Source organism: Bradyrhizobium betae, from assembly GCF_050632175.1.
GTDB classification, from domain to species: domain Bacteria; phylum Pseudomonadota; class Alphaproteobacteria; order Rhizobiales; family Xanthobacteraceae; genus Bradyrhizobium; species Bradyrhizobium betae_B.
Genome location: NZ_CP192576.1, coordinates 908,992 through 931,980, shown reverse-complemented (window position 1 = coordinate 931,980; position 22,989 = coordinate 908,992). Strand labels below are relative to the sequence as shown.

General features: G+C 63.8%; 20 protein-coding genes and 2 pseudogenes. 8 read left to right on the top strand and 14 right to left on the bottom strand.

Features of this window, described 5'->3' with window-relative positions; all coding sequences use genetic code 11:
- The first annotated feature begins 5 nt into the window (after positions 1 to 5).
- Positions 6 to 1,793: a chloride channel protein gene (locus ACQ86E_RS04760; protein ID WP_431204424.1), complete on the top strand. Its 1,788-nt coding sequence runs from the start codon at positions 6 to 8 to the stop codon at positions 1,791 to 1,793.
- A 17-nt stretch (positions 1,794 to 1,810) separates the two neighbouring features.
- On the opposite strand, the gene ACQ86E_RS04755 is transcribed toward ACQ86E_RS04760, so the two are convergent.
- The 6 genes from ACQ86E_RS04755 to ACQ86E_RS04730 form a co-directional block, all read right to left on the bottom strand.
- Positions 1,811 to 3,139 (bottom strand): LLM class flavin-dependent oxidoreductase, encoded by a 1,329-nt coding sequence (locus tag ACQ86E_RS04755; protein ID WP_431204423.1) that lies wholly within the window; start codon positions 3,137 to 3,139, stop codon positions 1,811 to 1,813.
- A 53-nt stretch (positions 3,140 to 3,192) separates the two neighbouring features.
- Positions 3,193 to 3,483, bottom strand: coding sequence for a hypothetical protein (locus ACQ86E_RS04750; protein WP_431204422.1), 291 nt, complete (start codon positions 3,481 to 3,483; stop codon positions 3,193 to 3,195).
- A 63-nt stretch (positions 3,484 to 3,546) separates the two neighbouring features.
- Positions 3,547 to 5,037 carry a sodium:solute symporter family transporter gene (locus ACQ86E_RS04745; RefSeq protein WP_431204421.1) on the bottom strand — a complete coding sequence of 497 codons (1,491 nt, stop codon included), beginning with the start codon at positions 5,035 to 5,037 and terminating at the stop codon, positions 3,547 to 3,549.
- A 16-nt stretch (positions 5,038 to 5,053) separates the two neighbouring features.
- Positions 5,054 to 5,551: a flavin reductase family protein gene (locus ACQ86E_RS04740; RefSeq protein WP_431204420.1), complete on the bottom strand. Its 498-nt coding sequence runs from the start codon at positions 5,549 to 5,551 to the stop codon at positions 5,054 to 5,056.
- 17 nt (positions 5,552 to 5,568) lie between these two features.
- Positions 5,569 to 6,630, bottom strand: a complete 1,062-nt coding sequence (locus tag ACQ86E_RS04735; RefSeq protein WP_431204419.1) for an LLM class flavin-dependent oxidoreductase — start codon at positions 6,628 to 6,630, stop codon at positions 5,569 to 5,571.
- Between the two features lie 335 nt (positions 6,631 to 6,965).
- Positions 6,966 to 7,235, bottom strand: coding sequence for a hypothetical protein (locus tag ACQ86E_RS04730; RefSeq protein WP_431206659.1), 270 nt, complete (start codon positions 7,233 to 7,235; stop codon positions 6,966 to 6,968).
- Here ACQ86E_RS04730 and ACQ86E_RS04725 point away from each other — a divergent pair.
- Positions 7,122 to 8,009 carry a LysR family transcriptional regulator gene (locus ACQ86E_RS04725; protein ID WP_431206397.1) on the top strand — a complete coding sequence of 296 codons (888 nt, stop codon included), beginning with the start codon at positions 7,122 to 7,124 and terminating at the stop codon, positions 8,007 to 8,009. The genes ACQ86E_RS04730 and ACQ86E_RS04725 overlap by 114 nt on opposite strands.
- A gap of 177 nt (positions 8,010 to 8,186) precedes the next feature.
- On the opposite strand, the gene ACQ86E_RS04720 is transcribed toward ACQ86E_RS04725, so the two are convergent.
- The gene (locus ACQ86E_RS04720; RefSeq protein WP_431204418.1) at positions 8,187 to 8,444 is read right to left on the bottom strand and encodes a DUF2798 domain-containing protein; all 258 of its coding nucleotides are present in this window, start codon (positions 8,442 to 8,444) and stop codon (positions 8,187 to 8,189) included.
- 286 nt (positions 8,445 to 8,730) lie between these two features.
- On the opposite strand from ACQ86E_RS04720, the gene ACQ86E_RS04715 reads away from it, so the two are divergent.
- The 5 genes and pseudogenes from ACQ86E_RS04715 to uraD all read left to right on the top strand — a co-directional run bounded on the left by ACQ86E_RS04715 (position 8,731) and on the right by uraD (position 12,550).
- Positions 8,731 to 9,117, top strand: coding sequence for a hypothetical protein (locus ACQ86E_RS04715; protein WP_431204417.1), 387 nt, complete (start codon positions 8,731 to 8,733; stop codon positions 9,115 to 9,117).
- Between the two features lie 812 nt (positions 9,118 to 9,929).
- Entirely contained in the window at positions 9,930 to 10,208 is a 279-nt protein-coding gene (locus ACQ86E_RS04710; protein WP_431204416.1) for a hypothetical protein, read from the top strand.
- Between the two features lie 98 nt (positions 10,209 to 10,306).
- On the top strand, positions 10,307 to 10,720 hold the full coding sequence (locus ACQ86E_RS04705; protein ID WP_431204415.1) for a DUF3830 family protein: 414 nt from the start codon (positions 10,307 to 10,309) through the stop codon (positions 10,718 to 10,720).
- Positions 10,721 to 11,656: an allantoinase PuuE gene (gene puuE / locus ACQ86E_RS04700; protein ID WP_431204414.1), complete on the top strand. Its 936-nt coding sequence runs from the start codon at positions 10,721 to 10,723 to the stop codon at positions 11,654 to 11,656. It abuts the gene before it with no gap.
- A 7-nt stretch (positions 11,657 to 11,663) separates the two neighbouring features.
- Positions 11,664 to 12,550: pseudogene (gene uraD / locus ACQ86E_RS04695) on the top strand (2-oxo-4-hydroxy-4-carboxy-5-ureidoimidazoline decarboxylase).
- Here uraD and ACQ86E_RS04690 read toward each other — a convergent pair.
- Positions 12,547 to 15,274, bottom strand: a pseudogene (locus ACQ86E_RS04690) (molybdopterin-dependent oxidoreductase). The pseudogenes uraD and ACQ86E_RS04690 sit on opposite strands and share 4 nt — an antisense overlap.
- Positions 15,271 to 16,098, bottom strand: coding sequence for an FAD binding domain-containing protein (locus tag ACQ86E_RS04685; protein WP_431204413.1), 828 nt, complete (start codon positions 16,096 to 16,098; stop codon positions 15,271 to 15,273). Before ACQ86E_RS04685 ends, ACQ86E_RS04690 begins: the two are co-directional and overlap by 4 nt.
- A gap of 180 nt (positions 16,099 to 16,278) precedes the next feature.
- Here ACQ86E_RS04685 and ACQ86E_RS04680 point away from each other — a divergent pair, with 180 nt between their 5' ends.
- The gene (locus tag ACQ86E_RS04680) at positions 16,279 to 17,628 is read left to right on the top strand and encodes an 8-oxoguanine deaminase (RefSeq protein WP_431206396.1); all 1,350 of its coding nucleotides are present in this window, start codon (positions 16,279 to 16,281) and stop codon (positions 17,626 to 17,628) included.
- 108 nt (positions 17,629 to 17,736) lie between these two features.
- Here the strand turns inward: ACQ86E_RS04680 and ACQ86E_RS04675 are convergent, their stop codons facing one another.
- The 5 genes from ACQ86E_RS04675 to ACQ86E_RS04655 form a co-directional block, all read right to left on the bottom strand.
- Positions 17,737 to 18,813, bottom strand: coding sequence for a BMP family ABC transporter substrate-binding protein (locus tag ACQ86E_RS04675; protein ID WP_431206395.1), 1,077 nt, complete (start codon positions 18,811 to 18,813; stop codon positions 17,737 to 17,739).
- 78 nt (positions 18,814 to 18,891) lie between these two features.
- Positions 18,892 to 19,809: an ABC transporter permease gene (locus ACQ86E_RS04670; RefSeq protein ID WP_431204412.1), complete on the bottom strand. Its 918-nt coding sequence runs from the start codon at positions 19,807 to 19,809 to the stop codon at positions 18,892 to 18,894.
- A complete protein-coding gene (locus ACQ86E_RS04665) occupies positions 19,796 to 20,887 on the bottom strand; it encodes an ABC transporter permease (protein WP_431204411.1) in 1,092 nt (363 codons plus the stop codon). Before ACQ86E_RS04665 ends, ACQ86E_RS04670 begins: the two co-directional genes overlap by 14 nt.
- On the bottom strand, positions 20,871 to 22,442 hold the full coding sequence (locus tag ACQ86E_RS04660) for an ABC transporter ATP-binding protein (protein ID WP_431204410.1): 1,572 nt from the start codon (positions 22,440 to 22,442) through the stop codon (positions 20,871 to 20,873). Before ACQ86E_RS04660 ends, ACQ86E_RS04665 begins: the two co-directional genes overlap by 17 nt.
- Positions 22,443 to 22,778: 336 nt before the next feature.
- Positions 22,779 to 22,982 (bottom strand): hypothetical protein, encoded by a 204-nt coding sequence (locus tag ACQ86E_RS04655; protein ID WP_431204409.1) that lies wholly within the window; start codon positions 22,980 to 22,982, stop codon positions 22,779 to 22,781.
- Positions 22,983 to 22,989: the final 7 nt, after the last annotated feature.

Here is a 22,989-nt window from a genome sequence, read left to right as displayed (position 1 = left end):
AGACGGTGTTGGTGCGCCTCAGGCACATCGTCGACGGCAAGGGATCGAACCGCGTCATGGTTCGGCTGCGCGCGCTCCTGCGCAGCAACGAGTTCTACCTGATCCCGCTGGCGCTCGTGATCGGCACGCTGGCCGGCGCCATCGTGACGCTGATGGCCGAGATCGCGCAGATCGCCCACATGGTGATCTACGGCATTCCCATCGACGTGCGCCTCTCGGCCAACGCCTATGTGAGTCCCTGGGCGGCGATGATTGCGCCCGCGCTCGGCGGTCTCTTGCTCGGCGTGATGGAATGGTGGCGGCGAAAGCTGAAGATATCCAATGCGGTCGACCCGATCGAGGCCAACGCGTTGCGCGGTGGCAATCTGTCGATGCGCGACAGCGTGGTGGTGTCGAGCCAGACCCTGATCTCCAACGGCTGCGGTGCCTCGGTCGGCCTCGAGGCCGGCTATACCCAGATCGGTTCGGGCATCGCCTCGCTGTTCGGCAAATTCTTCAATCTGCGCCGCAACGATCTGCGGCTGATCGTCGGCTGCGGCGCGGCTGCCGCGATCGCCGCAGCCTTCGGTGCGCCGATCACCGGCGCTTTCTACGCATGTGAATTGATCGTCGGCGTCTACTCGGTCGGCAGCGCCGCGCCGATCCTGGCCGCCTCGCTTGCCGGTGCGCTGACCGCGCAGTGGCTCGGCGGCGCGCCATATTCTCTGGAGATACCCAAGGTCAGCGCCGTCGGCGTCGAGCAATATCTGGCGCTGATCGGTCTCGCGCTCATCACCAGCGGCGTCGGCATTGCCGTGATGCGCTCGTCCTCGATGTTCGAGCGCCTGTTCGCCTGGCTGCCGGTCTGGCTGCGCCCGGCGGTCGGCGGCCTGATCGTCGGCGGCTTTGCCATCGTCACGCCGCAGGTGCTGGCGGCCGGTCACGGCGCCATGGTGCTCGATCTGTTTCACGACATGGCGATCGGCCTGATCGCGCTGATCATCGCCTTGAAGGTGACAGCCTGCCTGATCTCGCTCGCTTCGGGCTTTCGCGGCGGTCTTTTCTTCGCCTCGTTGTTCGTCGGCAGCCTGATCGGAAAGTTCTTTGCCGCGGTGCTGTTGCTGATCAGCCCGAACTTCGTGATCGACCCGCTGGTGGCGATGCTGACCGGCATGGCGACGCTCGGCGTCGCCATTGTCGGCGGCCCCCTGACCATGTCGTTCCTCGTGCTCGAGATGACGCGCAATGTCGACGTCACGGCCGTGGTACTGGCCGGCTGCATCGTCACCTCGATCTGCGTCCGTTTCATGTTCGGCCATTCCTTCTCGACCTGGCGGCTGCATCTGCGCGGCGAGACCATCCGCAGCGCCAACGACGTCGGCTGGCTGCGCAACCTCACCGTCGAGCGGCTGATGCGCTCCGACGTCGGCAAGGTGCCCTCGACCACGAGCATCGCCGCGGTCCGCCGCGAATTCGCGCTGGGCTCGCGGCCGGGAGTCGTCATCGTCAACAACGCGGACGAATATGTCGGTCTCGTCCTGCTCCCCGACCTGTTCTCCGGCGATCTCGACAGCATCGCCGACGACATCCAGGTGATCGAGCTCGCGCGCCTGACCGAGATCGTGCTGATCCCGGAAATGAACGTGAAGTCGGCGATGGCGGTGTTCGACGAGGCGGAAGCCGAGATGCTGGCGGTGGTCGATTCCACCGACAGCCGCAAGGTCGTCGGCTTCCTCACCGAGACCTTCGCCCGCCGCCGCTACGTCGAGGAGATCGACAAGGCGACGAGGGGCGTGCTGGGCGCGCTGTCGTAGGCGGAGCGAAGCCGGGCTCAGGATTGGAGCAGATTCTCCCTGAGAGTCGAGCCGGTGTATTCCGTGCGGAAGCGGCCGCGCCGCTGCAACTCGGGCACCACGAGATCGGTGAACTCCTCGAAACATCCCGGCGTGTAGGTCGCGGCCAGCATGAATCCGTCGGCGCCGCCGTCATCCATATAGTGCTCCATCTGGTCGGCGATGTCCGACGCCGTCCCGACCGCGACAGGCATCCCCATGCCCTGGGCGTAAATCATCGCCGCCTCCTTCACGGTGACCGGAGCGCCGCCCTTTGCGTAAATGATGGATTCAAACAACCCCTGGATGCCGGGCACTTCGATATTCTGCACGATCGCGTCTTCAGGGAACTTCGAGAAATCCAGGCCAAAATGACCGGAGATCCAGGCCATCGCGCCTTCAGGCGGGATGCAGCTCCTGATTCTCTCATATTTGTCCTGGGCTTCGCTCCGTGTTTCCGCCACCACCGTCTGGAGGCCATAGATCAGCTTGACGGAGCCGGGCGCTCGATTGTACGTGCCGGCCAATCTCTCGGTGAGGTCGCTCGCATATTGCTTCATGCGATCGACGTTGGGATGAACGGCAAAAATCGCCTCGGCATGCTTGGCGGCGAAGTCGCGACCCTGTCCGGACGAGCCTGCCTGCCACAGCACAGGACGTCCCTGCGGCGACGGTGCGCAAAAATGGCGTCCGTCGCATTTGTAGTATTTCCCCTCGTGATGGACCACCTTGATCTTGGAGGGATCTGCGTAGATTCCCGACGCTTTGTCGGCGACAATTGCGTCCGGCTCCCAAGAGTCCCACAGCTTGTAACAGACCTCCATATACTCCTCGAGCCGCTCGTAGCGGCCAGTTCGTTCTGTCATCGCCTGGCCGTAGGCGTCCCACTCGCTCTTCGAATAGGACGAGACGATATTCCACGCGATGCGGCCGGAAGAGAGATGGTCGAGACTCGAGAGCCGGCGGCACATTGAGTAGGGATGTTCGAAGGCCGTGGATAGCGTCAATCCGACGCCAAGATGCTTGGTTGCGGCGGTGATGATGGGAACGATCGTTGACGGCTCATGCGTGGGACATTGCACGGCCCACTTGACGACGGCGTCCGAGCTGTCTTCGTAGGTGTTGTAGGGCGCGAGTTCATCGGCGATGAACATCGCGTCGAATAATCCGCGCTCCATCGTTCTCGCCATGTGCTGCCAGTATTCCGGCGTGGAAAAGTCCCATCCCACCTTGTCCTTGGGATGGCGCCACATGCCGGTGGCATGGCTGTTGACGCCGTGCTGGATGAATCCCAGCAGATGAGCCTTCCTTTTTTCCGTCGTCGTCATTCGCATGCTCCTGGAGTCGGCTTCATGATGGTCGCGAGAGAGGTCTGTTGGTGTCAGCCAGCCTTCCCTTCGATGAAGAAGGCCAGCCCGCATCCTGCCGCCGTGACGATTGCAAGGAGCGGACCCGCATAGATCATGACGGGGCTGATGCCTGCGCCGGCGATGATGACGGCGGATGCGACGACCGAGAGTGCCGCGATTCCGCCGTAGCGGTAGTCCGGGACGGTGCTGGGCTCGGCTGCTCCGCTGCGATACTCGGCGACGGCGTTCTGCAAACCGCGCCAGAATCCGGCCAGAAAGAAGATGGTCACGACGCTTCCAACGATTGTGATCAGTGCGTACATGGATGGTCTCCTGTGAAATGGATGCTGAAGGGCTGTGCGCCAGCAGGCGCGCAGCCCGGTTGATCATTCCGCCGGGGCTTGAACCTCGTCTGAAACGCGGCGCAGGCCGGAGAGGTCGAAGTCCTTTCCACCCATCAGGCCCGCGACCACGACAGTCGCGCCGCTGATGGCGACGATCGACAGCGTTCCGACAAGCTCGCCGGCCGTCTCGTAGATCGGCATGCCGATCCCGATCGCGGCAATGATGCCGCCCACGAACCCGACCATGTTGGTCTTTGGCCACAGGATCGAGAGGACGAGCGGCAGCAGGACAGACGTCTTCAGTGCATAGGTGGTGAGCACGAGCGTGGTGAAGTCGAGGCCAGACAGCACGATCAGCGTCGCGATGGCGCCGCCGAGCAGCACAGACAGCTTGGTGATGACGAACAAGCTGCTTTCCGAGGTCTGCGGAAAGTAGCGTTTGACGATATCGACGGCGACGACCGAAGATAACGCGGCGCTTGCGCCGTCGATGGTCGAATAGCAGGCCGCCAGGATGACGAGCACGTAAAGCAGCACCAGCGTCAGCCCCAAGCCGATATGCGACACGATGTAAGGGCCGATCGCGACAATGTCGCCGCCGATATCCGCGGGCGTCAGGCCGTAAGCGATGCCGACGAGTCCGAGCATGCCGAGGCAAATCGGGATCGGGTAAAACAGCGCGCCGGCCCACAGGAAGGTGCGCCCGACGTCGCGGCTCTTGATCGCCCACACCTTCTGCCAGAAAGTCTGGTCGGACACGGTTGCGGCAAGCAGTCCGAAGGCCAGGGTAATGCCAAAGCCAGCAGCTGCATCGGGCCGCAACACGGACAGATTGCGCGGATCTGCCTTGCCGGCCGCGGCGAAGACGGCGTCGGTCCCGCCGGGGACCTTGGCATAGACCGCCGCAACGACGATCGCGGCAGGCACTGTAATCATCAGCGTGTTGAGCGTTCCCGTCATGACGCTGGTCCAGAGACCGCCGAAATAGGAATAAACGAGCACACAGACGATGCCGACCACGGTCGCGACCTTCCAGTCGATGCCGAATACGGTGGAGATAACGACGGACGTACCTTTTAGATTGATGAGGATCTCGAGGATGATGCCGAAGATCATGGTTACCGTTACGATGGCGGTTGCGGCCTTCGACCGGTTGAAGCGGTATTCGACGAATTCCGAGATGGTGTAGCCCTCAGGCATGTTCTTGCGCAGGACGCGCGCGAACGGGATCATGGCCATGACGGCGAAGCCATTCGGCACCACGAACCAGAACAGCCCGGACAGACCCCACTGGAACGTCATTGCCGAGCTCATCATGACGGCCATGGCCCAGGTCCAGACCGCGATGACCGAACCAACACCGAAGCCGAAGCCAACGCGGCGGTCGGCGATGATGAAGTCGTGGGTATTTCTCACAAGAAGCTTTTTGACGGCGTAAGACAGGATCAACGAAAACAGGCCGAGTCCGATCATCGACGCATACCCGAGGGTCGGCGTGAGGCTCGGCATCGCGGCAAAGATAGATTTGTCCATTGCGATCTCCGGAGTTTCAAAGGCTGTGGTGGAGGCTGTGATAGGTGCGCCTGCAGTAGAGCAGCGGAATTCCGTCGCTCGACGCTTGCGCGGACGTGACGTCGCAAAGCATGATCATGTGGTCGCCAGAGGGGATATGTTCGCCCACCCTCGCCGTCAGATGGCCAAGTGCGCCCTCGATCACTGGGGCCAACTGTACGTTTTCGGCGATCCGGACGTCGTCGTAGGCGCCGACCGCGACCTTGCTGGCAAACCGGTCCGAGAGCGTCCGCTGATCGGCCGTCAGGATGGAGATGCCAATGACCGATCCCGGCTTCAGGTAGTCGTAGCTTTCGCTGGTCTGGGCGACGCAGAACAGCACGCGCAGCGGGTTCATCGAAACCGATGTCACGGACGTCGCCGTGAACCCGTGGAGACGGCCGTCGCGCCAGAAGGTGACGACGCAGACGCCGGACGCGAGCTGGCTGAAGACCTCTTTGAAGTTTCGGCTGAGTTCGGCAGGCGATGTGTTCATGGTGGAAGCTTTGCTGATCATTTGGCGGCGAACTCGAATTCCCGGTTCTCGCGCAGCGGCCGGATGACGTGCTTCATGAAGGGGCCGGCGTCCCGCATCGGATCGTCGAACTGGCAGACGATACGGTCGAGGCCCATCGACTGCAGTTTGGGAATGCGCTGGCGGATATCCTCGAACGAGCCGATCAGGCCCAGTTCGAAACCGGCATTGGAATCGACCATCTGTTCTTCGCTCAGCGAGGCCCATGCGGCGGCGCCAGATCGCCCGATCACCTTGCGGAAGAAGTCGATGGTCTGCGCGTTGCGCCCCGAGATCACGGACTTGTAGCGCTGCCGCGCCTGTTCGGTGGTTTCGGTCGCAATCACATAGGCATTGACCGCGATCTGAATGGTTCTGCCGAAATTGTTGGCCTCCTGCCGAATTGTCTCGATGCGTCGCTCGAGCTCGGCATCGCCCATGCCATTGAGGAAAAGGCAGTGGCCCCATTCGGCTGCAATTTGCACGGCGCGCTCGGAATGCCCTGCGATCCAGACCTCGGGCAACGCGTCGAGATCGAGACCGTAGCTGGGGGCTTCGGGAATTTCGCCATCATCTTCCCCTCGCGTATCGACGACCGCGACGGCCGGCGGCTGGAACAGTCCGTAAAGCGTGCGGAGGAATTCGGCGGCGCGGTCGTAACGGCCATCATGATCGAGCCAGTCGACGCCGGAGAGCTCGAACTCCTCCTTCCACCAGCCGCACACGATGTTCATGCCGAGCCGCCGTTCGGCGATCTTCGACAAGGTGTCCAGCATTCGTGCAACGAGGAAGGGAGAGCGGAAGCCGGGTTTGACGGCGCCGCACAGGCCGACCTTGCTGGTGACCGCGGCGATGGCGGCGAGAATGCTCCATGCGTCGGCGACGCTCTCGGTGGGACCGTGAATGCAATTCAGGAGGTTCTCGGAAGCATAGAGAAAGTCGAACCCGAGGGCCTCGGCCTGCTGGGCGATCGCAAGACAGGACGCAACGTCGGGTGCCGTCGGTGCATCCAGTGAACGCAGCCATCCGCCGTAGACCGGAAGCCAGATGCCGTACTCCATTACGCGTCCTCGCCTGCTTTCGCGGCCGCCCAACGGACACGATGGCGGACATTCATCGATCGAAGTGTGGCGGCGGTTCCGGCTGTCATGTCGACCCCTGTCAATTCGCGAAGTTCTCGTTGGGCTGGGAATAGCAATCGTCGCGCCAAGATCGGTCGCGGGAGCCGGGGCGACGCGCTTGCCGTCAATTCGTGCGCGATTGATTGCCGAATAGCCTGTCGCTGCTCGCTTTCGCGGCAAATTCCGGCGACAGATACGTTCAATTCATGGCCACTGAAGTGTATGAATGGATCAAGCCCGAAGTCGTTCTTCCTGACCGCGTTGATGAGTCGAATTCATTGCAGGTCGAAGGCTTGACCGCTTTTGCGGCAGAGGCGTCGGGAAGCTGGTTCGAAAGCGCTCGCGTGGGCATCGCGCATCGGACTCGAGTGAGTTGAATTCGTGATGTCCTTTGCGTTGGCGCCGAGGAGTTTTTCGTGACCTTCGAACAGATGAGAATCTTTCTCGAAGCCGCGCATTTCGGAAGCTTCACGCATGCGGCCGAACGACTGGGTCTCACGCAATCTGCCGTAAGCGTCTCGATCAAGAAGCTGGAGGAAAAGCACGGAGTGTCGCTGTTCGACCGGTCGGGGCGCCGGCTGATGCTGACCGAAGCCGGTCAGGTTCTGCTCAGCGAGGCCGAACGCATTCTGCGTGACGTCGATCTGACGATCCGGCGGGTGGAAAGCCGGCGGCCGGCGGGGCAATCCTCGCTGGTGGCGTGCACGGGCAATGCCTATGATTTCTGGATGCCCGAGCTCGCCGCACGCGCAGGCAGCGCTCCGGTCGACGTCGATCTCGTCCGCGGCACGGTCGACGAGGTGACCGCGTGGGTGATGCGCGGAACCGCCGATGTTGGCGTAACGAGCGCAATGCCGAGCCATCCGCAGTTTCGGCAGATACACATCTTTTCCGACCGATTGATCCTGTGTGCTGCGCCGGACCGCGAGCGGATGGTGACCGAACGCGTAACCTGGACCAATCTCCCGGAGCAGGGCCCGATCCTATGGGAGCAGGGCGACCTCACGCCTGGGCTCGTTGCCGCGCTGGCGACCCACCGGCTCGAAGCCAGCCGTCTGGCCCATCCGACGTTGAAGTTGTCGTCCAGCGCCGCAGTCACGTCCGCCTTGAAGGCCGGACGGCATCTCGGCTTCGTGCCGGAGCGGGCTGTGGGCGCGCAGATCGCATCCGGTGAGCTTGTGCGGATCGGCACCCCCGAGATTGCTGTGAGATACTGGATGTTCGCGCTGAGGGAGCGCGAGATAGGCCCGCTTGCGGCACGGCTCGCGCGTGCCGCGAGCGCTGCCCCGTACGGCGCCTCCCAGGCCGAGGCCGACTAACGGGACGCCGCACGCACCGACGTCTGTACCAGCGCGACGCGGACGACGCCGCTGATCGTGTCGGCTACTGCCATCGCGGCCCAGGGGATGGGTGATGACGGAAGCGGAAGCTCGATTCAAAGAGATAAGCAATCGTGGAAGCGGGACGGCGGGCATCCTGCACCGCCGTCCGCGCCGTTATCGGACTGGTTGAGATGGAGCCGCGACGACGCTGGCGACGATCCAGCGGACCAGCGGCAGCACGATCAGCAGGGTTGGAAAGGCCACCAGCCATGACAGCGCCCAGGCGCCCGGCCAGGTCGCCAGGAACGCCGGCGTTGCGCCGAGGCTCCGAAGCGTGGAAATGACCGACACCACGGCCGTCATGAGGATGGACAGCACGAATGGCATCACGATCGGCGCATAGCGCGCCGGCAGTTTGCGAACCGCAATCATCTGATTTCTTTTGAGAAAAAGTACGCGTCAGTCACGGTGAACCTTGAAAATGCATCGAGCCCGACGACGTCGGTTGATGCGTTGGTTCACGTAAACGCTTACGGCGACCGAAAAAACGGCGCGGCTGTTCATTATCCGCTCAGATTGAATGGCGCAAGCTCGATCTGGAAGTTCGGTTTACAATCGTTCAAACGTGGCGGATCGCCGCGCTCGTGAAACATTGCAGTGGTTCGCGCGTTATAGAGCGTTTGCATATATCGTTTGGACGAGAATAGAGGACGGCAGGATGAGCAATAGATCGGTAAATTCGAAAGTTGGCCGCCACGCCGCGCTGGCGGCGTTTGCAAGCCTCGCGCTTGTCGCCGCCTCGCCGTCGCCGAGCGCGGCATCGAGTTCGCCTGCGACTCCTGTTGCGGCAAGCTCGAACGCCTCCGCGGCGACCGACTTCAGCGCCGCCCGTCGCCACCGCGCCTATCGTCGCGGCTCGAATGCTGCTGGCCTTGCCTTCATGGGCGCGGCGGCGGGTATCATCGGGGGCGTCATCGCCGAGCAGCGGCGCCGCGACTACTACGAGAACAATTATTATTACGGTCCGCGTCCTTACTACGGCGGCCCGGGCTATTACGGCGGCGGTCCCTACTACGGCCAGCGCTACTACTATCAGCCGTATTAGGCAGCGGATTCGCGGCGGCCATTCCGGATTTTGCAGAAGGGGGCAGTGCTTGCAGTGCCCCCTTTTGTATTTTCCCGTGAGGCCTCTCCTGCCGTCGGCCCTGTATCGCGCCCCTGTCAACCCTATCGCGACAAAATATTCCGCTTTACCGAAATTCGGGAATGTCGTATGCGTCGCCCATCCCGGCTCATCCTTGAGGGGCGATCTCGTTGTCGTCTTGATTGCGAGCCGGGCTTGCGGTGGACGCGGCAGCGTCGGCATGAGAGGTGCGGGCAGGGCGGGTAGTCCCTGCGAGCCCGTGGCCGCGTGCGGACGAGCGGCGCTGTCAGGTTCGTCTCGCCCGTAAGTTTCCGGCTTCGTCGACAGGGCCGGGAAAACTGCGGCGACATGGCGGGCCGTGCGTACGGCAAAACCGTGTGGTCCTGGCCGTCGTTGCTACGGTCAAGCTCTTGCGGAGGTGTGTGCGAGCCCAACCGGGCGGACAGCATCGTCAATTCGCGGGGCGAGGGAGGCCTGAAGGAAAGTTCGGCTCCCGGGAGAGCACGGCATAAGCCGTCCGACCATCGCGCAGGGAAGGCCGAGTGATTGGCACCACCTGTATGCTGCTGTGCGGTTTCCTTGCGCTACTTTCGCGCAGCGGACCGCGGGTGCGAGGTCAGCACCCGGCCTTCCCTGCGCCCTCTTGGATTGGAGAGGGTGGAGCCATCAGGCAAAACTCGGGCAAAGCCTGCCGCGAGGCTGCCAAGGCGTGTCTGCGATGGACTTGACCGGCGCAATCCGGTTCAATGGGATAATTACTCCAGGCGACAACGATGTCGAAATATCTGTTGATCCTCCTCCTGATCGCATCGCCGGCCATGGCGCAGGTCAAGCTCACTCCAAAATCCTCGGCGGCGCATCCGGACCCCTGCGCCCCGATCGGGCGCACTGCGGACGGCAAGCTGGTCTATTCCATGAAATGCGAAAACCTGCCGGCACCGCCGCTGCCACCGCCCCAGGCGGAACTGAAGGAGGCGCCGCAATCTGCCGCCGAACCCGAGTCGGAGGCGCGTCGGAGTGGCATTTTCGGCTGGTCCTACGATCGCAGGTGACGTGAGGTGACTTGCCGCGCCACTTGCGCCAAGCCCTCTGGAATGCTCTTTGCTTGAAAATTCCCCGTGGGGCTTTGGCCCCGATCCAGAGAGATGAGATGAGCAAACTCGTTATCCGCGCCGGTGATTTCAGCTTCGATGCCCGCTTCGAGGAGCAGCTCGCGCCCAAGACAGTCGCCGCTTTTCGCAAGGCGCTGCCGTTCGAAAGCCACATCATCCATGTGCGCTGGAGCGGCGAGGGTGTGTGGATGCCGCTCGGCGACCTCGATTTCGGCGTCGGCTACGAGAACCACACCAGCTATCCCGCGCCTGGCCAAATCATCCTCTATCCCGGCGGCATCAGCGAGACCGAGATCCTGATGGCCTATGGCGGCGTGCATTTCGCGAGCAAGATGGGCCAGCTCGCCGGCAACCATTTCATCACGCTGACCTCGGGTCTGGAGAATCTCGCAACCCTCGGCAAGAGCGTGCTCTGGAAGGGCGCTCTGCCGATCCGCTTCGAGGAAGTCTGAGTGACTGACACCCGCTACCCGCGCGATCTCCGCGGTTACGGCCGCAACCCGCCGCATCCGCAATGGCCCGGTGATGCGCGGGTTGCGGTACAGTTTGTCGTCAATTTCGAGGAGGGCGGCGAGAACAACATCCTGCATGGCGACCCCGCCTCGGAAGCCTTCTTGTCCGACGTGCTCGGCGCACAGCCCTGGCCGGGCCAGCGCCACGCCAATATCGAGTCGATGTTCGAATATGGCTCGCGCGCCGGGTTCTGGCGGCTGTGGCGGATGTTCGGCGAACGCAAATGGCCGACCACCGTGTTCGGCGTCGCAACCGCGTTGAAGCGCAATCCCGAGATCGTTGCGGCGATGAAGGAGTCCGGCTGGGACATCGCAAGCCACAGCCTGAAATGGATCGAGCACAAGGACATGACCGAGGCGCAGGAGCGCGCCGAGATCGCGGAGTCGATCCGCGTCCACATCGAGGCGACCGGTTCGCGGCCGCTCGGCTGGTACACCGGGCGCTCCTCGATCAACACCAATCGTCTGCTGATGGAGGAGGGCGGCTTCCTCTATCTCTGCGATTCCTATGCCGACGACCTGCCTTATTGGATCAAGGGCACGGGCGGCAAGCAGCTCGTCATTCCCTACACGTTGGATGCCAACGACATGCGGTTCATCAACCCGCAGGGCTTTGCCGAGGGCGAGCAGTTCTTCACCTATCTGAAGGACGCCTTCGACGTGCTTTATGCCGAAGGCGAGACCGCGCCCAAGATGATGTCGGTGGGGCTGCACTGCCGTCTCGCCGGACGTCCCGGCCGTGCGGCAGGGCTGATCCGCTTCCTGGACTACATCGGCAAGCACGAGCGCGTCTGGGTCCCGACACGGCTACAGATCGCGCGGCACTGGCACGAGAAGCACGCGCATCTCGCCGTCGACGCATTCGAGATCGGGTGAGAGAATAATGTCGCAGATTTCGCTCGCCGACCTCAATGCCGCAGGCAAGGCCGATTTCGTCTCCGCGCTCGCCAACGTCGTCGAATATTCGCCGTGGATCGCCGAGCAGCTCGCTGACAAGCGGCCATTCGCCGGCATCAACCAGTTGCACGCTGCGTTGATGGCGGCGATTCAGGTGCCGAACCCGACGTGCAGATGGCGCTGATCCGGGCCCATCCCGATCTCGCCAACAAGACCCAGCGCGCGGCAGGTCTAACGGCGGAATCGACCGACGAGCAGAACGGCGCCGGCATCGACCGGCTGTCGGACGCCGAATACGCCGCCTTCGAGCGCGTCAACAAGGCCTATCGCGACAAGTTCGGCATCCCCTATATCGTCTGCGTGCGTCGTCACACCAAGGACTCGGTGCTGAACGACTTCGAGATGCGGCTCCGCAATATCGCCAAGACCGAGACGCGGCGCGCGATCGAGGAGATCGGTCGGATCTCCGCGCTGCGGCTCGATCAGCTCGTCAGTGCCGACGACAAGTTGAAAGTGCACGGCCGGCTTTCGACTCATGTGCTCGACAATCACACCGGCAAGCCGGCCCCCGGCATTCCGGTCGAGCTCATCGAGCTCGCGGATCTCGGCGAGAACCGTCTGATCGCACGGGCCGTGACGAACGCGGACGGCCGTACCGATCAGCCGCTGATCGGCGGCCGCCCCCTGCCGATCGGTCGCTACGAGCTCCGCTTCCGTGTCGCCACATACTACGCCGAGCGCAACGTGCCGCTGTCAGACCCGCCGTTCCTCGACGAGATCCCGCTGCGCTTCGCGATCAGCGAGCCGGAAAATCACTACCACGTGCCGCTGCTGGTCACTCCCTGGAGCTATTCGACCTACCGCGGCAGTTAGACGCCGAATTTCGCGTGCAGAGCCGGAAACAACCGATCCGGCTTGAAGGGTGGCGCCGTGAAGCGGATGCCGGTGGCGTCCGCGATCGCATTGCCGAGCGCGGCTGCAACCGGATTGTACGGGCTCTCGCTCATCGACTTCGCGCCCAGCGGCCCGATCGTGTCGGACGTCTCGGCGAAGAAGACCTCCGTGCGCGGCACGTCGGCGAAGGAGGGCAGGTGATAGTCGCGGAACTTCGGATTGGTGACGCGCCCATCGGCATCGATCACCATCTCCTCGTAGAGCGCGGCGCCAAGCGCCTGCGCGACGCCGCCCTCGACCTGGCCGCGGCACTGCATGGGGTTGGCGACGATTCCGGCGTCGGCCGCCTGCACGCTGCGGAGAATCCTGAGCTCGCCGGTGCCCTTGTTCACGGCGACACGAAAGCCCTGCACGTTGAAGCCGACCGAGCGCGGCGTGCCGCCGGAATTGCCGTGCGCTGCGAACGGCTGGCCGCGTTCGCGCGCAAGCTTCGCGAGCTCCGCAAACGACATCCGCCGCACGCCGCTGACGACCGCCTCGTCGTCGAGCAGGCAGCTCGCGGCGTCGCAGAGCCAGGCGCCGGCGGCCGCCGCCTTCAGCTCGGTCGCAAGCTGCATGGCCGCTTCATGCGTTGCCTTGCCGGCGACGAAGGTGCCGGCACTGCCATAGGCGCCGGTGTCATGGCCGCCATGGGCGGTGTCGGACTGGCGCAAATGGATGCGGTCGACGGTGGTCGCGAGCGTCGTCGCCGCGATCTGCCGGTGCACGGTGCTGGTGCCGTTGCCGAACTCGGCGGTGCCGACGGTGAGATCGAAGCCGCCATCGTTGTTGAGCGCGAGCGTCGCATCCGCGAAATGACCGGCCGGCGGCACGGTGTCGATCATGGTCAGCGCGACACCGTCGCCGATCAGCCATTCCGGCGACAGGTCCGGGTGCGGGCGATCCGCCTGCATTGCGCGCTCGACGAGGTCGAGGCACTGATCGAGTCCATAGGAGCCATAGAGCACGTCGTGAAATTCGGACGGCGGCGGCGACAGCATGGGATCGCCGGGCTTGACGACGTTGCGCCGGCGCATGTCGTAGGGGCTGAGGCCGAGCTGCATGGCCAGCTCGTCGATCGCCGCTTCGACCGCGATCTGCGTTTGCGGAAGGCCGTAGCCGCGAAACGCGCCTGCCGGCACCGTGTTGGTGTAGACGGCGAAACCGTCGACCCGCTTGTTGGGACAATTGTAGACGGCGATGGACTCGGACAGCGAGTGGAACATCACCGGGCCGGCATGATTGCCGTAGGCGCCGGTGTTGGAGAGCACGTCGAGCTGAAGCGCGGTGAGCGTGCCGTCGGCAGCGGCACCGGCCTTGATGTGGACCCGCATCGGATGCCGCGTCGATGTCGCGATGAACTGCTCCTCGCGGGTCAGCTCCAGCTTCACCGGTCGTCCGGTCTTGAGGGCGGCGAGCGCCAGGATGTCCTCGACGAACATCTCCTGCTTGCCGCCGAAGCCGCCGCCGACGCGTTCGCAGAACACGCGCACCTTGTCCATGGGAAGCCCAAAGATATCGGACAGTGCCCGCCGGGTCAGGAACGGGACCTGCGTCGAGGTGCGCACGCTGAGCACGTCATCGTCATCGAGCCAGGCGAGGCCGCCGTGGGTCTCGAGTGCTGCGTGTTGCACGCGATGACTGTGAAAGGTGGCCTCGTAGGTGACGGCGGAGGTGGCGAGCGCCGAGGCGACATCGCCGTACTCGCCATGCGTCTCCGCGACGAGGTTGCGCCGGGCATCGGCGACACGGTTCGCCGTGGTCCGGTCGGGATGAAGGATCGGCGCGCCCGGCATCATCGCCTGCTCAGGATCGATCAGCGCAGGCAAAATCTCGTAATCGACCTTGATCCGCCGGCACGCCTCCTCGGCGGCGGCCTCGCTCTCGGCGACGACGGCGGCAACCTTCTGGCCGATGAAGCGGACGACGTCGTCAAGGATCCGGGTGTCCTCGGGATCCATCCAGTCCTTCTCGTGCCGCGCGGTCGAGATCAGGACCGAAGGCGCATCCTCATGCGTCAGCACCGCGTGCACGCCGGCAACAGCGAGCGCCTCCGATATGTTGATCGCGACGATCCGGGCGTGAGCATGAGGCGAACGCAGCAGCTTGATATGCAGCAGGCCGTCGATTGCGGTGTCGAACGTATAGCGCGCCTTGCCGCGCACGATGTCGGGGCCTGCGGGCGCCGGCAGGCTGCGGCCGAACGCGGCGCCGGGCTCGACGCGCTCCTCGACATTGGTCTTGCCGAGGATCGCATCCTCGATCGCGCGATAACCGGTGCAGCGGCAGATGTTGCCCTTCAGAGCCGTTCCGAGATCGGTGCGCTGGGCCTGGTTCAGCGAAGCGCAGGTCAGGATCATGCCGGCCGTGCAGAAGCCGCATTGAAAGCCTTGCGCGTCGAGGAAGGCCTGCTGCATCGGATGCGCGCCGTGTTCGCCGCCGAGTCCTTCGATCGTGGTGACGGCGTGGCCGTCGGCACGGAAGGCGGGGATGAGGCAGCTATGCACGGGCTCGCCATCGAGCAGCACGGTGCAGGCGCCGCAATCGCCAGCATCGCAGCCCTTCTTGACGCCGAAATGGCCGAGGCTCACGCAGGAACGTGCGCAGGCATTGACCCGCCCGCGGCTCTTGCGGGAACAGTGTGCCGTTGACCTCGAGGCTCATGACAGCTTCGCCTCCAGGAGTTCGCCACGGATCTCCTCGGCGAGCCGGAGCGTCATGTGCCTGCGCCAGAGTGGCTTGCCGTGGATGTCAGTGTGGTACTGCTCATCCGTGATCTGCTGCTCGATCGCGGCGCGCAGCGCGTTAGCGTCCGGGACCTTGGAGAAGGAGAGCTGGATCGGGCGCACCGTCGATGCTGTTACTGTCAGCGTCAGCGTACCGTCGCCATCGAGGCTACCGATCAGAAGCGCCGCCGAGCGGCCGATCGGCGCCAGCGAGATCTGGCGAAAGGCCGTGCGGCGCTTCAGTGCGGCAATCGGGAGATCGATCTGCCGGATCAGGTCGCCCGGCGCCAACTGGTTGCGCTGGTTGCCGGTGACGAAGTCGACGACAGGAATCTTCTGTTCGCCTCCGCCGGCCTTCCAGATGATGCACACGCCGTCGAGCGCCGACGTGAGCGAGATCATCGGACCCGCCGGCAGCGACATGCAGAGATTGCCGCCGACGGTCGCCGTCTTCCAGATCTTGAACGAAGCGAGAAAGGCCCGGCAACATTGGCCGATCAGCGGCGCTGCGAGCCAGTCGGGCGGGCAGGCGAAGCCATCGAGTTGCGCGACGGTGCAGGTGGCGGCGATCGAGAGATGGTCATCGGTGATCGTCAGCGCCGGCCATTTCAGATCGGTGAGATCGATCAATCGCCTCAGATGGACCTGCGGCTCCGAGAACAGCCAGGTGCCGCCCGCGAGCCAGGCATCACCTGCCGTCCAGGCGGGCAGGTCGCAGCGCGTTTGCGGATGGGCCACCGTCGTGATGGTATTCAAATCCATGGTTGCGCAACGCTTCCGCCCGGTGAATCGTACAGATGAGTCTTGCAAGTCCGGAGCCAAGTCGCAACAAACAAAGTCGCAACAAACAAAGTCGCAACAAACAGGTCGTGGCATGGCGACGATCAGGCTGGCGTCAGGCTTGCAGGCCTTCCGTCACTGCGATGTGAGGGACGCGGGATGATGAACGACGCAAAGCCGATCTGGATCAGGGATCCACTGGCAATCCTCGCCGAGGATGCTGAGCGCGGCATCGTGGTGCAGAAGGGCCGGATCGTCGAGCTGGTGCCGGCCGGCGGCACGCCTGCGACGGTGGATGCTGCGGTATTCGACGCGAGCGAGCACGTGGTGCTGCCGGGCCTGATCAACACCCATCATCACTTCTACCAGACGCTGACACGCGCGCTGCCTGCGGCGATGGATCGCGAGCTGTTTCCCTGGTTGCAGGCGCTCTATCCGGTGTGGTCGAAGCTGACGCCGGAGCGGCTGGAGCTTGCCGCCACCGTTGCGATGTCCGAACTGCTGCTCTCGGGCTGCACCACGACGACGGATCATCATTACGTATTCCCTTCGGGGCTCGAGAAATCTGTCGACATCGAGGTCGATGTTGCAAAACGGCTCGGTGTCCGCGTTCTGCTGACGCGCGGCTCGATGAACCTGTCGCAGCGCGACGGCGGCCTGCCGCCTGACAGCGTCGTACAGGACGAGGACACCATCCTCGCCGACAGCGCGCGCGTGGTTGCAAAGCATCATCAGCGCGGTGCGGACGCGATGGTGCAGATTGCGCTGGCGCCCTGCTCGCCGTTCTCGGTGACGACGTCGCTGATGCGTTCTACCGCCGAGCTCGCCGGCAAGCTCGACGTGCGCCTGCATACCCATCTTGCCGAGACCGAGGACGAGAACAAATTCTGCGAGCAGATGTATGGCTGCCGTCCGCTCGACTATCTCGAGCAGTGCGGCTGGCTCAACGCGCGGACCTGGCTCGCTCACGGCATATTTTTCAACGCCGACGAAATGAAACGGCTCGGCCAGGCGAAGACGACCATCAGTCATTGCGCGTGCAGCAATCAGATTCTGGCCTCCGGCTGCTGCCCGGTGTGCGAGATGGAGGAGGCCGGCGTTGGTATCGGGCTCGGTGTCGACGGGTCGGCCTCAAACGACGGATCGAATTTGATGCAGGAGGTGCGCGCCGCGTTCCTGCTGCAACGGGCGCGCTACGGCGTGACGAAGGTCAGCCACAAGGACGCGCTGCGCTGGGCCACCAAGGGCTCGGCGGCTTGCGTCGGCCGTCCGGAACTCGGCGAGATCACCGCCGGCAAGGCCGCCGATCTCGCACTGTTCAAGCTCGACCAACTGCGGTTCTCCGGCCATGGCGATCCCTTGGCCGCGCTGGTGCTGTGCGGGGCGCATCGGGCCGACCGGGTCATGGTGGCAGGAAAATGGGCCGTGATCGACGGGGCGATCCCGGGTCTCGATGTCACCGACCTGATCCGCCGCCACAGTTCCGCGGCGCGGGCGATGCAGGCGGGATAATTCGGGAGAAATAGAAGGAGGGGCGACCACAAGTGCCGGGTGCTTCTGGCCACCCCCTCCAAACCTCCTCCGGGAGGAGCAGGTGATTTAGGGAATGCAAGAAGCGTGCTACTTGCCCGGCAGCTTGTCGTCGATGCCCTTCACGTAGAAATTCATGCCAAGGATCTGGCCGTCGGCGAGATGGGCGCCGCCCTTGCACTCGACCTCCTTGCCGTCCTGCCCAATGACCGGGCACTTGAACGGGTGCAACTTGCCCGTGGTGATGGCGGCCTGGGCATCCTCTGCCATTTTCTTCACGTCGTCAGGCATGTTGGTATACGGCGCCATCGCGAACATGTGGCTGTCGAGGCCGCCCCAGGTGTCCTCGGACTTCCAGGTGCCGGCAAGCTCGGCCTTCACCCGTTCGACGTAGTAGGGGCCCCAGGTGTCGAGGATCGAGGTCAGCTGGGTCTTCGGTCCGAACTTGATCATCTCGGAATCCTGGCCGAAGGCGAGCTTGCCGCGTTCGCTGGCAATCTGCATCGCGGCGGGCGAATCCGTGTGCTGCATGATTACGTCGGCGCCCTGGTCGATCAACGCTTTGGCGGCGTCGGCCTCCTTGCCCGGGTCGAACCAGGTGTTGGCCCAGATGATCTTGACCTTGATGTTCGGGTTGATGGTCTGCGCCGCCAGCATCGTCGCGTTGATGCCGGAGACAACCTCCGGAATCGGGAACGATCCGATATAGCCCAGCACGCCGGACTTCGACATCTTCGCGGCAATCAGGCCTTGAATGTAGCGACCCTGAAACCATTTGGCCGAGTAGGTCGACATGTTAGGGCTACGCTTGTAGCCGGTGGCGTGCTCGAAATGCACGTTCGGATATTTCTTGGCGACCTTCAGCGTCGGGTCCATGTAGCCGAACGACGTGGTGAAGATCAGCTTGTTGCCGGCGCGGACAAGTTGTTCGATGGCGCGCTCGGCGTCGGGACCTTCCGGAACGTTTTCGAGCGTGGTGGTCTCGATCTTGTCGCCCAGCTCCTTCACCAGCGCCAGGCGTCCCTGTTCGTGCTGGTAGGTCCAGCCGAGGTCGCCGACCGGGCCGAGGTAAATGAAGCCGACCTTCAGCTTGTCGGCAGCGGAGGCTGCACCGAGGCTTCCGGCAAGCAAGAGTCCGGCAGCCAGCGCAAGAAGTGATTTCCTCATCATCAATCTCCAGATCGTCGGGGAAAGCCACGATCCGCAACGTGCGCGCCCCATCGCGCCTGTCGCGGAATAGAAAAATCAGCGGTCAGGCACAAACACGGTGCCGAGTACGGCCGGTGCGGTTGAGCCGCCGGTGCGTGCGCGGGAGAGCAGGACCAGCACGATGACGGTCGCGAGATAAGGCAGCGCCGACATGAATTGCGAGGGAATGCCGACGCCCCAGCCTTGCGCGTGCAGTTGCAGGATCGTCACCGCGCCGAACAGATAAGCGCCGACCACGAGCCGGCCTGGGCGCCACGACGAGAACACGACCAGCGCTAACGCGATCCAGCCGCGGCCCGCAGTCATGCCGGGAATGAAGAACGGCGTATAGGCGAGCGGCAGGTAGGCGCCGGCAAGGCCGGCGCAGGCGCCGCCGAACATCACGGCGAAGGTGCGGATGCGCAGCACGGGATAGCCGAGCGCATGCGCGGAGACATGATTGTCGCCGCAGGCGCGGAGGATCAGGCCCGGCCGCGTGCGGTACAGGAACCACCAGACGCCGATGACGAGCGCGATGGAGAAGTAGACGAACGCGTCCTCGCCGAACAGTACGCGGCCGACCAGCGGGATCGCGGTGAGGCCGGGAATGTAGAGATGCACCGCCGGCGTGATGCGTTCGCCGACAAATCCGGCCCCAATCAAGCCGGAGAGTCCGACGCCGAGAATGGTCAGCGCGAGACCGGTTGCGACCTGGTTGACGGCGAGCCCGAGCGCCATCAGCGCGAAGATCAGCGACATCAGCATGCCCGCGGCGATGCCGAACAGCGCGCCGATGAAGATCGAACTGGTCAGCCACGCGCCGGCAAAGCCGCAGGCCGCGCCCACGATCATCATGCCTTCGACGCCGAGATTGAGCACGCCCGAGCGTTCGGTCACGAGCTCGCCGGTCGCCGCAATCAGCAGCGGTGTCGAGGCGGCGAGCACCGCGAGGATGATGGCTTCAACCAGCTCCACGGGCCACCTGTCGGTTCGGGAACACCAGCTTGAAGCGGTAGAGAATGAGGGAATCGCAGGCGAGCACATAGAACAGCAGGATGCCCTGAAAGACCTTGGTGACGTCCAACGGGATCTTCATTGCAATCTGCGCCTGCTCGCCGCCGATAAAGGTCAGTGCGACAAAAAGGCCGGCAATCAGTATTCCAAGCGGGTTCAAACGCCCGAGGAAGGCAACGATGATCGCGGTAAAGCCATAGCCCGGCGAAATGCCGGGCTGGAGGTGCCCCACCGGCCCTGCGACCTCGATGATACCTGCGAGGCCCGCGAGAGCGCCCGAGACCGCGAAGGTCAGGATGACCAGCTGATTGGCGTTGAAGCCGCCGAACCGCGCGGCGCGAGGTGCAGCGCCGACCACGCGGATCTCGAATCCCTTGATGGTCCTCCCGAGCAGGATCGCAGCGGCTGCAACGACGATCAGAGCGATGATCGAGCCGAGATGCAGCCGGCCGCCTTCGATCAACAGCGGCACCGTTGCCACCGGATCGAATTCGGCCGTGGTCGGGAAATTGAAGCCCTGCGGGTCGCGCCAGGGGCCACGGACGAGATAGTCGAGGAAGAGGTCGGCGACATAGACCAGCATCAGGCTGGTCAGGATCTCGCTGGCACCGAACTTCACCTTGCAGATCGCCGGGATCAACGCGTAGAGCGCGCCTGCGGCGGCTGCGAGCACGAACATCACCGGCAGCACCCAGGCGCCGGCGTCGGTGCCTTGAGTCCTGACAGCGAGCCAGCTTCCGGCGACTGCGCCGATCAGGAACTGGCCCTCGGCGCCGATGTTCCAGGCATTGGCGAGATAGCAGAGCGACAGCCCGATGGCGATCATCACCAGCGGGGTTGCCTTCACCGCGATCTCCTGCAGCGAATAGCTGTCGGTGAGCGGTGCGATGAAATAGGCGTGCAGGGCGAGCAGCGGATTCTTGCCGAGGATCGCGAACAAGATGACCATGGTGGCGATGGTGAGGCCGATCGCGATCAGTGGCGAGACCAGTGCGATCGTGTTGGAGCGCTCGGCGCGTTTCTCAAGCACCAACTGCATGCGCGGCCTCCTTCGGCTCGAGGCTGCTGCCGCCCATGAGAAGGCCGAGCTTTTCGCGGCTCGCTTCGCCCGCGGCGAGCGGAGCGGACAGATGGCCGTGAAACATCACGGCGATGCGGTCGGCGATCTCCGCGAGTTCATCGAGATCCTGGCTGGTCACGAGCACGGCGGCGCCCGCGGTGGCGAGATCGAGCAGGGCCTGGCGGATCACGGCGGCAGCGCCCGCATCGACGCCCCAGGTCGGCTGGCTCACCACCAGCACCGCCGGGCTGCGCAGGATCTCGCGACCGACGATGAACTTTTGCAAATTGCCGCCAGAGAGGGATGCTGCTTCCGGATCGCGCTTGGCCTTACGGACGTCGAACGTCTCGGTCGCACGGTCGACCGTCTTCAGCGTCGCTGCGGTGTCGATGAAGCCGTGATTGACCATGCCGCTGGCCGCGTGCCCGGTCAGCAGCGCGTTCTCCGACAGCTTCATCCGCGGCGCGGTGCCGTGGCCGAGCCGTTCCTCGGGCACGAAGGCAGCCCCAAGCTTGCGCCGCTGCGTGATAGAGAGATGGCCGGCGGCGATGCCCTCGATCACTATCGTACCCGGGTCCTTCGAGAGCCGCTCGCCGGATAGCGCGGCGAACAACTCGTCCTGGCCGTTGCCGGCGACGCCGGCGATGCCGAGGATCTCGCCGCCCTTCAGTTCGAACGAGATGTGCTCGAGCCGGATGCCGTGCGCCTCGGCCGGCGCAAGTGAGAGATCGTTGACGACGAGCCGGGGCACGGTGGTCTTCCGGCCGGAGGCGGCCTTCACTTGCTTGATCTCGCCGCCGACCATCATGCGCGCGAGCGAAGCTGCGGTCTCGAGCCTGGGATTGCAGGTGTCGACCTTCCTGCCGCCGCGCAGGATCGTCGCGGTGTCGCAGAGCCGCTTCACCTCCTCGAGCTTGTGGCTGATGTAGAGGATGGCCCGGCCCTCGGCCTTGAGCCGCTCCAGCACGACGAAGAGCTGGTCGGCTTCCTGCGGCGTCAGCACGGCAGTGGGCTCGTCGAGGATCAGGAACTTCGGGTCCTGCATCAGCGCGCGGACGATCTCGATGCGCTGGCGTTCGCCGACGGAGAGTTGCCAGACCTCGCGTTTGGGATCAAGCGGCAGGCCATAGGTCTTCGACACCTGCTCCAGCCGCGCCGACATGTCCTTGAAGGACTCCTTGCCGTCGAGGCCGAGTGCAACGTTCTCGGCGACCGTGAGATTGTCGAACAGCGAGAAGTGCTGGAATACCATGCCGATGCCGCGGCTGCGGGCTTCCGACGGGCCCGACAGCACGATCCGCTCGCCCTGCCAGCGGATCTCTCCGGCGCTGGGCTGGATCAGTCCATAGATCGCCTTGACCAGCGTCGACTTGCCGGCGCCATTCTCGCCGAGCAGCGCGTGGATTTGGTTCGGCCAGATCTCGATGTCGATGGAATCGTTGGCGAGGAAATCGCCATAGCGCTTGGTGAGCCCGACCGTTTGAAGCAGCGGGGACTCGCTGGAATGCAGGCCGTTAGGCGTCGGATCTAACATTCGCTGGTGCGCTTGCATGGGTGAAGTGCGTCAATACTGAGCTAGTTTGAACCGCCGCGTAAGATGTGAAAAGCGTCATCCCTTGCTCAACGCCTCGGCAGGCGAGCGGTATCGCGAGCCGCTCTGTTCTCGTCGACTGATGATCGTCTCCTTGAGCCACCCTTGCTGTCTCCTCGCGCAAGCAACGCTGTTGCAGAATTGTGACGGTTAAGCCAAATCAGACCCCACTGTGCAGGCTTGACGTGTAGTTGAACAAAATCACGTCAGCACGCGTATGCAATTCCTGATCGAGGCACCGATCGCTATCATCGATTGTGTCCGCGTCGTCCGGTCAACTCAAAAGATAAACGAAATCAAACAGAAATGTCCGGGAATGACTGCCATCGCATTGCTGCCGTCACGCAACAGCGAAGCAAGAAGACTCTCAAAATCGTGCGGTGAAACGTCGCCGCCTGCCGAAACAAGCGGCATGCCTTGAAAGAAGTTGAGGCTTCTCACTCCGAAAGATCGGCGCAAGTGTCGCACCCAGGGAGCGTTCATTTTTACG